The 12,913-nt window shown below is 51.8% G+C and carries 12 protein-coding genes; 10 read left to right on the top strand and 2 right to left on the bottom strand.

The genetic code is table 11. The features are described from left to right. The 10 genes from OUY36_RS13405 to OUY36_RS13360 all read left to right on the top strand — a co-directional run bounded on the left by OUY36_RS13405 (position 1) and on the right by OUY36_RS13360 (position 11,334). Positions 1-762, top strand: coding sequence for an oxidoreductase (locus tag OUY36_RS13405; RefSeq protein ID WP_267934660.1), 762 nt, complete (start codon positions 1-3; stop codon positions 760-762). Between the two features lie 74 nt (positions 763-836). Further along, positions 837-2,096, top strand: coding sequence for a hypothetical protein (locus OUY36_RS13400; RefSeq protein WP_267934659.1), 1,260 nt, complete (start codon positions 837-839; stop codon positions 2,094-2,096). After that, on the top strand, positions 2,093-3,202 hold the full coding sequence (locus OUY36_RS13395; protein ID WP_267934657.1) for a hypothetical protein: 1,110 nt from the start codon (positions 2,093-2,095) through the stop codon (positions 3,200-3,202). The genes OUY36_RS13400 and OUY36_RS13395 overlap by 4 nt, the downstream gene beginning before the upstream one ends. Before the next feature lie 35 nt (positions 3,203-3,237). Continuing rightward, positions 3,238-4,272, top strand: coding sequence for a polysaccharide biosynthesis protein (locus OUY36_RS13390; protein ID WP_267934655.1), 1,035 nt, complete (start codon positions 3,238-3,240; stop codon positions 4,270-4,272). Positions 4,273-4,274: 2 nt separating this feature from the next. After that, positions 4,275-5,393, top strand: coding sequence for a UDP-2-acetamido-2,6-beta-L-arabino-hexul-4-ose reductase (gene wbjC, locus OUY36_RS13385; RefSeq protein ID WP_267934653.1), 1,119 nt, complete (start codon positions 4,275-4,277; stop codon positions 5,391-5,393). A 19-nt stretch (positions 5,394-5,412) separates the two neighbouring features. Then, on the top strand, positions 5,413-6,543 hold the full coding sequence (wecB, locus tag OUY36_RS13380; RefSeq protein ID WP_267934651.1) for a non-hydrolyzing UDP-N-acetylglucosamine 2-epimerase: 1,131 nt from the start codon (positions 5,413-5,415) through the stop codon (positions 6,541-6,543). After that, entirely contained in the window at positions 6,543-7,712 is a 1,170-nt protein-coding gene (locus tag OUY36_RS13375; protein ID WP_267934649.1) for a glycosyltransferase, read from the top strand. Before wecB ends, OUY36_RS13375 begins: the two co-directional genes overlap by 1 nt. 2 nt (positions 7,713-7,714) lie before the next feature. Beyond that, complete coding sequence (locus OUY36_RS13370) at positions 7,715-8,653, top strand: UDP-glucose 4-epimerase family protein (protein WP_267934647.1); 939 nt, start codon at positions 7,715-7,717, stop codon at positions 8,651-8,653. A gap of 18 nt (positions 8,654-8,671) precedes the next feature. Further along, positions 8,672-9,220: a sugar transferase gene (locus OUY36_RS13365; protein WP_267934645.1), complete on the top strand. Its 549-nt coding sequence runs from the start codon at positions 8,672-8,674 to the stop codon at positions 9,218-9,220. A 107-nt stretch (positions 9,221-9,327) separates the two neighbouring features. Then, a complete protein-coding gene (locus tag OUY36_RS13360; RefSeq protein WP_442807006.1) occupies positions 9,328-11,334 on the top strand; it encodes a polysaccharide biosynthesis protein in 2,007 nt (668 codons plus the stop codon). 198 nt (positions 11,335-11,532) lie between these two features. Here the strand turns inward: OUY36_RS13360 and OUY36_RS13355 are convergent, their stop codons facing one another. Beyond that, positions 11,533-11,940, bottom strand: coding sequence for a PA2817 family protein (locus OUY36_RS13355; protein WP_110776571.1), 408 nt, complete (start codon positions 11,938-11,940; stop codon positions 11,533-11,535). A 163-nt stretch (positions 11,941-12,103) separates the two neighbouring features. Beyond that, on the bottom strand, positions 12,104-12,832 hold the full coding sequence (locus OUY36_RS13350) for a 4'-phosphopantetheinyl transferase family protein (RefSeq protein ID WP_200595332.1): 729 nt from the start codon (positions 12,830-12,832) through the stop codon (positions 12,104-12,106). Positions 12,833-12,913: the final 81 nt, after the last annotated feature.

The following is a 12,913-nucleotide window of genomic DNA, read 5'->3' as shown; positions in this document are numbered from 1 at the left end:
TTGAATGGTAAGACTTTTATAGTAGTAGGGGCCGCCGGGCGGTTAGGTAAGGCGATAGTTGATGCCGCCCTAGATTGCGGAGCAAATATTGTTGCCGTCGACCAGAGTAAAAAGGCGCTAAAAGATATTAAAGTAAAGCAAAGCGATAATAAGAATTTTTTTGCAGTCGAAGGCGACATCACGCAAGCGAGTTCTATCCAGCGAATAATTGAGACCGCGGTGGAAAATTTTGGCTCGCTGGACGGGGCTGTCAATACGGCGTACCCACGTAATGAAAACTACGGTAGAAGCTTTTTTGACGTGACGTACGAAGATTTTTGCGAAAATGTATCTCTGCACCTGGGGGGGTATTTTCTGTTTATGCAACAGTGTGCCAAGTACGCATTAGCAAAACAGACGAAATTTTCGCTTGTTAATATGTCTTCGATTTATGGAGTTATGGCGCCTCGCTTTGAGATTTACGCCGGTACTTCCATGACTATGCCTGTCGAATACGCGGCGATAAAGTCCGCTTTGCAGCATCTTGGTAGCTATGTTTCAGCCTATACGAAAGGCTCAAAATTCAGAGTTAACAGTGTGAGTCCTGGTGGAGTCCTGGCGGGGCAGGACCAGGCTTTTCTGAATCGTTACAATAGTTACTGCCGTGATAAGGGCATGCTTGAATCGAAAGATATTGTAGGTGCGGTACTTTTTTTGTTGTCTGATTCCTCTGAGTATATATGCGGACAGAATATCGTTATAGATGATGGGTTTTGCTCTTGAATAGTAAAAGCCTTTCTGGACCTATGGCTCATACACTTATTTTTTTTACGGCGGCCATACTGCTTGGAGCGCTCATGCTTCTGCATGTGGTTATTTTCCACAAGACGTCACCCTTAGTTTTTGCATTTTCGTCCGTAATTTTATTCATAATTTCACGGCCAAAATATTTGTTGTCCCCGGAAAATCTAATTTTTTTATATTACTTTACTTGGTACGGAATGGCGCCGTTACTTGCTGAGAGATTTTCAGGCTATAGCTTTGGTTCAGCCGCAGAAATCAATGCATATAATATGCTTTATGCGGTGTATGCCTTTTCGTTGCTGGTATTGTTGTGGGTCAGGCATTATTTTAATTTCAGATTTCGCGGGTATTGCGTGCCAAGGAAGTCAGGAATTTTAACAGTGACATTTTTTTCAATAATGGCATTGTCTCTTTATGGTTATATATTGGCAACAGGCGGTGCGCAAGCTTGGCTGGCAGATGCGAAGATGGCTTTTATTTCTAGAGAGGGAGCGGGCGTTTACTATCTAGTATATACTCATGCTTTAATGGTTTTTGTCCTTCTTACTTGTTATCGTATACACTTGCATGGCGGCGGCGCTATCAAATACATGCTAGTCATTTTGATGATTATTTTAATGTATCCTTTTATTGGTAGTAAGTTAAAGGTAATTATGATTGCTGCCTTGGCTTTGTCCCCGTTTTTAATCAGGAGTAATCTGTACTCTCGCACATCTTTCCTTTCTGTTTCTGGCGTTTTTGTCTTAGTGTTGCTCGGTTTGTATTTAAGAAATAGCTCTTGGATGACGTTAAAAGATATTGCTCCTTATTTCTTTAATTATTTTAATACGTTGGAGATGTTCGTTACTTTACTGCGAGACTTTGATCCTGGGTTTTTCGAGTCTGCTTTCTTGCCGATTAATAAAGTTTTAATGAAATTTGATGGTTTCTTCATGGTGCCATATCATGATATGAGCATTTGGCTTACATCGATATATTATCCAGACGCAGATAAAGTAGGCGCTACAGAGCAGTGGCCAATAGAGGCTGATTTTTATTTGAGCTTTGGGTTTTGGGGAGGGTTTCTTTTTTTGTTCTTTTATTTGTTATGGTTGTCTTATCTTCATCAAGGCGCCAGAACCGGTAATTTGGCCTTTTGTATGATTTATATTATGGAGTTTTTCTTTATAATCTCTCATTACAGAGGTGGGTTGTTTTTGTGGTGGTATTATTATCTCGTTCCTTTCTATGTGATTATATTCTTCTTATTTCGTAAGTTTCAATTTAATTATTCGACCCAAAAGATATTTCCTTTAAAAGGAGAGGGCGTGTGATTTCCTGTGCTCGTCTACTAAAGCTTCGCTGTCTCGCCGGGCGCTTGTACTTAAATGAAGTTAGCGTAGATGTTTTCTGGCGAAATCGCCTTGGATTGAATTTGAATGGTATTAACTTTAGGCCATTAAAATATAGACATATTAACGAGTCGAAAACTCTTTACTGGGCTGTCCGATTTCTCTGGCTGCCTCTGCTGGTGGGATATAATTCGTTTCTGTTTATAAGGTCTCTTTTTTTAGGCTGGCACGATATTTCGTGTTTGTTAAATCGTCCAGTATGGCTTGAGTCGTCTATTAAATCAGAGCATCTAAGAAACGCCTCAGGTTTGAGTGGTTTGAAAGTTGTTGATATTAGGCGAGGCGAATATCTGCTATTTCTCTCGCGCATTGAGCGATGCTTTATTTTCTTTGCGGCAATATATATTATTTCTTTTCGATCATCTTCACTTTCTGTCCCTAACAAGGTTCAGCTTATAGATTTTTACTACGTTTTGTGTTTTCTGGAGTTCATTTGCAAAATTGACGGAAGGGTAGTTGAGCTGCATATTTGCAATCATTACGATCGATGGGCAATGGCGGCATTCGAAGGGTTTAAAAATGGAGTTATTATATGGCAGCACGGAGTTCTGGACGGAAATCTCAATTTGCCGGTAAAGCTAAAGAATGTGCGATCCGTCCATAGTTTGAATTCGGGTGAGTCCAAGCTTTGGTTGCAATATTTAAAAGATGTTAACGTTAAATTTACCGTTCAGGATAAAAGCTTCATGCTGACTGCCGTGGGAATTGACATTGACTTGCTTGTTATTAGTCATCCGGCGTTTGTTTCTGAAGAGATCGGTTTTTTGCAGTACATAATTGATCACACTAAGGCTTGCGTCGCCTATAAGCCACATCCTGCTTATGATTATTCTAAAGTAATCTCAAGGTTTGGCTTTAAAGATGTATATCTTGTTCCGCCCGAAGAGTATCCGGCAACGGCCTTGGCAATAACCAAGGGATCTACGCTCGGGCATGAATATGAAACAGTGGGTGTTAGTGTTATTTGGTGGTCAGGCGAAAGTTTCGTTGAGCTGGCTGAGCTAATCAAAGAAAAGCTGCCTGTTTAGTTTGATCAGCAATGTTTTATTGTTAAGGAAAGTTTATGTTTTCGGGCAATGTATTGCTTATTACCGGCGGGACAGGTTCGTTTGGGAACGCCGTGCTGAAGCGTTTCTTTAATACCGATATCAAAGAGATTCGTATCTTCAGTCGAGACGAAAAGAAACAGGATGACATGCGTAAGCGTTACTCCTGCTCTAAACTGAAATTTTACATCGGTGATGTACGCGATTATCAGAGCGTGCTGAACGCTACTCGTGGCGTAGATTATATCTTTCACGCTGCGGCATTGAAGCAGGTCCCGTCTTGTGAGTTTCACCCAATGGAAGCGGTCAAAACCAACGTGCTTGGCACCGAGAACGTATTGGAAGCCGCGATTCAAAACGAAGTGAAGCGAGTGGTATGCCTGAGCACTGACAAGGCTGTTTATCCGATTAATGCCATGGGTATTTCCAAAGCGATGATGGAAAAGGTCATGGTTGCCAAGTCGCGCAACGTTGATGAGAGCAAAACGGTCATTTGCGGTACCCGCTATGGCAACGTCATGGCCTCGCGTGGTTCGGTAATTCCGCTGTTTATCGAGCAAATTCGTGCCGGAAAGGCATTGACCCTGACCGACCCGAACATGACCCGTTTCATGATGACGCTGGCCGATGCGGTAGATCTTGTGCTCTACGCCTTCGAGCACGGTAACAACGGTGACCTCTTCGTACAAAAGGCACCGGCCGCAACCGTGGAAACCTTGGCACTTGCGCTGACCGATCTGGTTGGGAGGCCTGATCATCCAATCCAGGTGATTGGTACCCGCCATGGTGAGAAGCTGTACGAAGCGTTGCTCAGCCGTGAGGAAATGGCCTGCGCCGAGGATATGGGGCAGTATTTCCGTGTGCCGCCGGATTTGCGTGATCTCAACTACGCCAAGTTTGTGGAACAGGGTGAGACGAAAATCTCCCGTACTGAAGACTACAACTCGCATAACACCGAGCGACTAGATGTAGCCGGAATGCAGCGGCTTCTGCTGAAGCTGGACTTCATGCGAGCTATTCAGCGTGGTGAGCACGCAACGCCTGAGGAGTAAGCATGAAGGTTCTGATTACCGGCGCTAATGGCTTTGTCGGCCAGAATCTCATCGCACATCTAGGTGAGCGGGCCGATGTCGAGGTGCTTCGCTTTACTCGCGAGGATTCATTGTCGAGCTTGCCTGATGTGGTTGCTCAGGTGGAATGCATCTTTCATCTTGCCGGCGTCAATCGCCCGCAAGATCCGCATGAGTTTCAGACCGGCAATACCGATTTGACGCGCGCGCTGTGCGAGGCCATCAAGGCCCGCGACCGGCAGATACCGGTTATTTATACTTCTTCCAGCCAAGCTGAGCAGGAAAACCCCTACGGCAGCAGCAAGCGCGGCGCAGAACAAGTATTATTGGAATTGCAGTCCAGCCAAGGCTCGCCTGTTCACCTGTTCCGTTTGCCCAATGTCTTCGGTAAGTGGGCTCGGCCGAATTACAACTCGGCAGTAGCGACTTTCTGTCACAACATTGCTCGCGATTTGCCGATCCAGGTCAATGACCCTGTGGCACGCATCAACCTTGTCTACATCGACGATGTGATCCGCAATTTCATCGCAGTCATGGACGGCAAAGTGGCTGGCGGGCCTTTCGTTAGTGTCGAGCCGCAGTACAGCATTTCGGTTGGCGAGTTAGCTGATCAATTGTATGCCTTCCGTGATAGTCGTAAGTCCATGGTCACCGAGCCGGTGGGTACAGGTTTGATCAGGGCGCTGTATTCCACCTATCTGAGCTATTTACCACCCGCGCGCTTCACCTATGAGGTGCCGAAATATGGTGATCAGCGTGGTTTGTTTGTGGAAATGCTTAAAACCAAGGATTCGGGGCAGTTCTCCTTCTTCACGGCTCATCCCGGAATTACCCGTGGTGGGCACTATCACCACTCCAAGACGGAAAAGTTCCTAGTCATCAAGGGTAAGGCCTGTTTCCGTTTCCGGCATATCGTCTCCGGTGAGTTTTACGAGCTGTTCACGACTGGCGATCAGCCGGAAATCGTTGAAACCGTACCGGGCTGGACACATGACATCACCAACGTAGGCGACGATGAGATGATAGTGATGCTTTGGGCCAACGAAGTATTCGATCGCGAACACCCGGATACCTATGCTCGGTCGGTCGGCACTGAAGCCTAGTACGAACAGGGAATTGCAAATGAAAAAACTGAAAGTCGTAACCGTAGTAGGTACTCGCCCGGAAATCATTCGCCTGTCGCGGGTGATGGCCAAGCTGGATGAGCATTGTGAGCATGTGCTGGTGCATACCGGCCAGAACTACGATTACGAGCTGAACGAGATCTTTTTTCAGGACTTGGGCATACGCAAACCTGATCACTTTCTCAATGCCGCAGGTGCCAGCGGTGCGGAAACCATCGGCAATGTAATCATCGCCGTGGATCGCGTGCTGGCCGAATTGCAACCTGAAGCTTTGCTTGTGCTGGGCGATACCAATAGCTGTATGGCTGTAATTCCAGCCAAGCGCCGCAAGATTCCCACCTTCCATATGGAAGCGGGTAACCGTTGCTTCGACATGCGAGTGCCGGAAGAAATTAATCGCCGCATCGTCGACCACACTGCCGATATCAACCTGACCTACAGCGCCATTGCCCGCGATTACCTGCTGCGCGAGGGGTTGCCGCCGGATATGGTGATCAAGACCGGCAGCCCGATGTTCGAGGTACTGAATCATTACCGTGACGGTATTGACCATTCTGATGTGCTTGAGCGACTGGGGCTGGAAGCGGGCCGTTTTTTTGTGGTCAGCGCTCACCGGGAAGAGAACATCGATTCGGAAAAGAACTTCTTTAAACTGGTCGCTTGCCTGAATGCGGTGGCGGAGCAGTACGGCTTCCCAGTAATCGTCTCCACCCATCCCCGAACGCAGAAGCGGGTGGAAGCGCTGGGTGCGCAGTTTCATGAGAATGTGCAGCTGCTGAAACCGCTTGGCTTCAAGGATTACAACAAGCTGCAACTTTCTGCCAAGGCCGTGCTGTCAGACAGCGGCACCATCAACGAAGAGTCATCCATCCTGAATTTCCCGGCATTGAATATCCGTGAAGCACACGAACGACCGGAAGGCATGGAGGAAGCCGCTGCCATGATGGTTGGTCTTGAGCAGGAACGTGTCCTGCAGGGGCTACAGATTCTAGAAAGCCAGCGGCGAGGTAATGAGCGCAGCTTACGATTGGTGGCGGATTACAGCATGCCGAATGTATCGGACAAGGTGCTGCGCATTCTCCATAGCTATCGGGATTATGTGATGCGGACGGTTTGGAAGCGGTATTGATGTTTAGAAGACTGGATCTGGTAATTATCAATCGAAGCTTCTGGCCGATTTATCCCGTCATTGGTGAAGCGCTGATGCGTTTCGCCGAACAGCAAGCACATATGCAGTCTGTTGGCGTAATTCTTCAGGATCATGCCGATATCCGAAAGCACCTTACGCGTGAGCAACGCGGAGATAAGGTTGGGTTTTATCCCTGCCATGCATTTTCTGTCTCTGGCAGTAGTATTGTGCGTCGTGCCGCCGACGCGGTGTTTTTTATGTTGTGGGTGTTCATGGTCTTGCTGATAAAGCGCCCTAAAAAAGTCTATGTATCTACCGATCCGCCGGTTCTGGTGCCCTTCATTGTGATGGTGTACAGCAAGTTATTTCGGGCTCGATATGTATATCACTTGCAGGATATTCATCCGGAAGCTGCCAATGTTGTTTTTTCTGTGCGGCCGGCGATTTATCATTTTTTGCGTTGGCTAGATTCACTAACGATGCGTAACGCTAATCTTCTGATCACAATTACCGAGGAAATGGTCAAGGAAATAAGAGAGAGGTCAGGTACCCTGTCAGCTGTGCAGGTCCTGTCGAATCCTTCTGTATCCTTTGATGAGGTGGTACTGCCTGAAAACAAACGACTCGGGTTTGCTTTCTGTGGTAACGCTGGGCGCTTGCAGCGGATGCCTTTATTGATTCAGGCCATTGAGCAATATTGTGTGGACGAAGGGAAATTACCCTTCGTTTTTGCTGGTTCTGGTGTGTTCTCTGAGCGTTTAAAAGAACTTGCAGCCAAGTATGACAACGTCACTTATCTCGGGGTCGTTTCAGCATTCGAAGCAGCTCAGTTGAATGCTGATTATCAATGGGCTCTTCTGCCGATTGAAGACGAGGTGACTCGCTTTGCTTTTCCGAGTAAGTCATCTTCCTACGTTTTCTCTGGGGCCTTGGTTGCAGCTATCTGTGGAGCGGAAACCAGCGTTGCTAAGTGGGTTTTGGAAAATAATTTAGGAACAGTGCTCAACCCAACCGCTGACGAACTCTGTCAGTTTTTCCGTGCTGTTGAAAATGGAGGCTTTTCACCTGAAATTTTCGACACTGACCGTGGCAAGCTCAAGGAACATCTGGGATTTGATGTTTTTGTAGAGCGCTTGAGCCGACTGGTCATAAGCGAGCGGAGTACGTGAAGATGGCGAAAATAATGTTGACCGGAGCCAACGGATTCGTTGGCTCTAAGTTAATGGCTGCGCTTGCATCTGACTCCAGCATTCATGTAGTGACTGCGGTACGCAAGGGGGCGGCAGGTCCTGACTGTATTGCAGTCGGCAATATTGATGGGGACACAGATTTTTCTGTCGCTCTCGCAGAGATTGATGTCGTCATTCATGCAGCTGCCCGTGCCCATATCATGCGTGATGAGGTGGCTGACCCCCTTGCCGAATACCGTAAGGTTAACGTTGAGGGGACATTGAACTTAGCGCGCCAAGCGGTTGCCGCAGGAGTCCGGCGTTTTGTTTTTCTGAGCTCGATCAAGGTCAACGGTGAGGCGACCGCCGTGGGAAATCTTTTTCAGGCTAGCGACGGGCCGGCGCCAGAGGATGCATATGGTGTTTCCAAACTGGAGGCCGAGCAGGGCCTAATGAATCTGGTGGCAGAAACCGGCATGGAGGTAGTCATCATTCGACCGCCATTGGTGTATGGTCCTGGCGTAAAAGGAAATTTTGCCAGCATGATCAAGTTGGTCGATAAAAGTGTCCCGCTTCCACTTGGGGCTATCCACAACAAGCGTTCCCTGATCGGTATCGACAATCTGGTTGATCTGATCATCCGCTGTATCGATCATCCGGCCGCCTCCAATCAGGTATTCCTCGCGGGAGATGGCGAGGATCTTTCCACTACCGAGTTGCTGCGCGGCGTGGCCAAGGCAATGGGCAAGCCCGCACGGTTGATTCCCGTTCCGGCTGGCCTGCTTCAGTTTGGCGCTACCTTAGTAGGGAAGAAGGCGATGGCCCAACGACTGCTCGGTTCGTTGCAGGTGGATATCGGCAAAACCTGCGAGCTGCTGGACTGGAAGCCGCCTTACACAGTGGAAGAAGGACTCAGGCGCTGCTTCGAGCGTTCCAATTGATTTATTCCGAGTGAACCCGTGATTCGACTTTTCGATTTTGTTTTTTCGCTGGTTGGCCTGGTGGTTGGCTTCCCGGTGTTGCTCATGCTGACCATCATTGGCTTGTTCGATACGGGCTCGCCGATTTTCCGCCAAGTACGGGTTGGTCGCCACCGGAAGCCGTTTACGCTGGTCAAGTTCCGCACCATGAGGGTAGATACGGTATCGGTCGCCACGCATTTGGCCAGCAGTGCGTCCATCACCCGCTTTGGCCATTTTCTGCGCAAAACTAAGCTGGATGAACTACCCCAGCTGTGGAATGTGCTCAAGGGCGATATGAGCCTAGTAGGGCCGCGGCCAGGGCTGTTCAACCAGGAGGAGCTGACTCAGGAGCGCGCCAAGCGTGGCGTGTTCGATGTACGTCCCGGGATTACCGGGCTGGCACAAGTGAGCAAGATCGATATGTCCACACCGGCTCTGCTGGCCGAGACGGATCAGAAGATGATCAACAGCCTGACGCTGGTCGATTACTTCAAGTACATCTTTATGACCGTGGCGGGCAAGGGCGCCGGTGATCGTATTAGGTGAGGCTGGCCAAACTTCAGGCTGTCAGCTTTAGGTCGGCAGCCTGCGGGCTGCATTCGCCGCGGGGCGCGCCTCCCGCAGAGGACAGAGTCCGGTAATTTGAGGTGGTTATGTTGAGGTTGGCTGAGAAACTGCGCACCCACCTGGTGCGTTTGCCGAGGAGGCAGAAGCGTCTTGTCCAGGTTGGTACTGATGTCGTGCTGGTCTGGGCAGCTCTTTGGCTGGCGTTCTTCGTTCGTCTTGGTGACGCTAATTTTGTCGATCCGCTCGGTGGGCATGCCTGGCTATTCGGAGTAGCTCCGCTGGTTGCCGTTCCGTTCTTTATCCGCTTCGGTATGTACCGCGCCGTGATGCGCTATTTCGGCAATGACGCACTGATGGCAATCGCCAAGGCCGTTACGCTCTCGGCGTTGTTGCTTTCCCTTGCGGTGTACTGGCGCACCGATGCCCCCAAGCTGATTCCACGCTCCATGGTGTTCAACTACTGGTGGCTGAGCTTGGTATTGATCGGCGGCTTACGCTTGGTGATGCGTCAGTATTTTATGGGCGACTGGTTTTCGCCGGATTCGCTGACCAAGTTCAAAGGCAAGGAAGCGGGGCTGCCCAAGGTTGCTGTATACGGCGCCGGGGCTGCTGGCAATCAGCTGGTTGCCGCTTTGCGCATGGGGCGTGCCATGCGGCCTGTAGCGTTTATCGATGATGATCCGAACCTGCACAATCGGGTCATCGCCGGGCTGCGTGTGTATTCGGCCAAGCACATTGGGCAATTGGTGGAGGATACGGGGGCAGGCGAGATCTTGTTGGCCATTCCTTCAGCCTCACGCGGTCGTCGGCGCGAGATTCTGGAAATGCTCGAGCGTTTCCCGCTGCATGTACGCAGCGTGCCGGGCTTTATGGATTTGGCGAGCGGCAAAGTGCAGGTCGAAGACATCCAGGAGGTGGATATTGCCGACCTGCTAGGGCGCGACGCGGTGCCGCCGCAGCAGGCACTGTTCGAGAAGTGTATCCGTGGCAAGGTTGTGATGGTGACCGGTGCGGGCGGGTCGATCGGTTCGGAGCTTTGCCGTCAGATCCTTTCCAATAAGCCACAGGCGCTGCTGTTGTTCGAACACAGCGAGTTCAACCTTTACAGCATTCATATGGAATTGGAGCGTTTGATCGAGCGCACGTCATTGCCGATCAAACTGGTGCCGATCCTGGGTTCCATTCGCAATGCTGATCGATTGCTGGATGTGATGCGCACCTGGGGGGTGGAGACGATCTATCACGCGGCCGCTTACAAGCATGTGCCGATGGTTGAGCACAACGTGGCCGAAGGCGTGCTGAATAATGTGATTGGCACGCTGAACACGGCGCAGGCTGCGGTGCAGGCCGGCGTCGAAAACTTCGTACTTATCTCTACCGATAAGGCAGTTCGCCCGACCAATGTGATGGGCAGTACCAAGCGTGTGGCTGAGCTGATCCTGCAGGCGTTGAGCCGGGAGCCGGCGCCTTGCCTGTTTGGCGCTGCGGATGTTCATCACGTCAACAAGACCCGCTTCACCATGGTGCGATTCGGCAATGTGCTCGGCTCGTCAGGCTCTGTGATTCCGCGCTTCTATGCGCAGATTCGTGCGGGCGGGCCGGTGACGGTGACGCATCCGAAGATAACTCGTTACTTCATGACCATTCCCGAAGCGGCTCAGCTGGTGATTCAGGCGGGCTCGATGGGGCAGGGCGGTGACGTGTTCGTGCTGGATATGGGCCAGCCGGTGAAGATCGCTGAGCTGGCCGAGAAGTTGATTCATCTATCCGGTCTCAGCGTGCGTTCCGAGAAGTGTCCGCACGGGGACATCGCCATCGAGTACACAGGCCTGCGACCCGGTGAAAAGCTTTACGAGGAGCTGCTGATCGGTGACAACGTCAGTGCCACCGAGCACCCAATGATCATGCGCGCCAATGAGGAGCATCTCGATTGGGATGTACTCAAGGACCGGCTGGCAAAGCTGCTGAAAGCGGTGGATAACGACGATTATCCGCAGGTGCGGCAGCTGCTTCGCGAAGTGGTGAGTGGTTACGTGCCGGAGGGTGAGATCGTCGACTTGATCTATCAGCAGCGGCGAGTGGAGCTGGAATAACGCGCCTGCCGCCGGATAGCGCTCTGCTGGTCGTCCAGTCTGGTAACTCCGTAGAGGGCCAACGCCTAATCGGAGTGTTTTTTCTTGCAGTGTCTGGCCCGCCATCGAGACCTTAGGCGGGCTTGGACTCACTGTCTCCGGAAACGTCGACGCTCGGTTTGCTGAGCGCTTACAGATTTACCGCCAACGTCCGACTCGTCAGTGCCGCGCGCCCTCGTCCGGCATGCTCAGCAGCTGCTTTTCCAGATTCCAGTCGAAGGGCTCGTCGTTCTGCTCGGCTTCATAGCGGCGTTCTTCGAGTTGCTGGAAGACGGCGATTTCGTCGTCGGGCATGAAGTGCAGGCAGTCGCCGCCGAAGAACCAGAGCAGGTCGCGCGGAACCAGGTGGGCGATCTGTGGGTAGCGGTGGAAGACCTGGCAGATCAGGTCCTGACCCATGTGGCGCTCTTCCGGTACGTTCTGCAGATTCATGATCAGCTCGTCGAAGCGCTCGAGGAACAGCGCGTGGCTTTCTTCCGAGACCTGTTCGGCTTCGCCCATGGCAAGCAGGATGCCGCGCAGATGGGCCAGCAGAGCCAGGTTGTGATCGTGGTATGGATTGGCCATGGTGCACCTGTGTCGATTTCTGAGGGCGCGATTATAGGCGTGCGCGCCGGTGAATTGGGCTGTCTGGTTGACCCGCTGTGGCGCCGAGGGTTCGGTCGCAGGCGCTGGCACGAGCCCCTACCAGGGCCGGCCGGCGCTCGCCATGTATGTGTGGCAAGGACAATCAGCCGGCCGGGTGCTCTGCCGGGATGGCGATCAGGCTGAGCAGGTAATCATCGAAGATCGCGAACTGGCCGTCGACTTCTGCGCCGTTGCGCCAGCCTTCCGATAGATCAATTAACAGGCGCAGGCGAGCGATACCGTCTGCGTTAACGTCCAGCACTTCGGCATCCTGAAAATAGAAGCGCTGTTTGACTAGCGGGTACAGCGCTTTAAACAGGCTCTCCTTGAGCGAGAAGGCGCGGGTGACCAATAGTGCGCGCTCGTTGTCGCTCAGGCACGCGTAGAGCTCCAGCTCGCTGCCGGTGAGAATTTCACCGGCCAGGCGGTCGGCCCGTTCGCATGTGAGCAGGCGCTCGACGTCCAGGCCCAGGCCGCACCATTGTTCCTGGCGCGCCACCACTACGCCGGCCCAGCCTGCACCGTGGGTGATGGAGCCGACGGTACCGGCCGGCCATTGCGGCGCCCGGTCCTCTCCGACCGTGGGCACGTGCGCCGAGCCAGTCAGGCGATGCAGTGCTTCGCGGGCGCACAGACGGCCGGCGAGAAACTCGGTCTGCCGTTTGCTCACGCCTTTGGGTTCGGGAATGTTCCAGCGCAGGAAATCGTCGCGTTCTAGCAACGTCGGGTCGAAACGCGTACTCAGCAGCTGTACGCCGGGCAGCGGCCGGGGCAGCGGCCAGTGGTCGAGTGGCGGCGTGCAGCAGCGCGGGATCGGGGGGAGGTCGTTCATGGTCGCCATTGTGCCGTAATCCCTTGTGAAAACGCTCGTGGGCGTGAGGCGACGAGCGCCGACGTGGATCAATGGAGATCG

This window comes from Stutzerimonas sp. R40042, from assembly GCF_026642215.1.
GTDB classification, from domain to species: Bacteria; Pseudomonadota; Gammaproteobacteria; order Pseudomonadales; family Pseudomonadaceae; genus Stutzerimonas; species Stutzerimonas frequens.
Note: the sequence above shows the minus strand (reverse complement) of the source record. Positions and strands in the feature narration are given on the sequence as shown.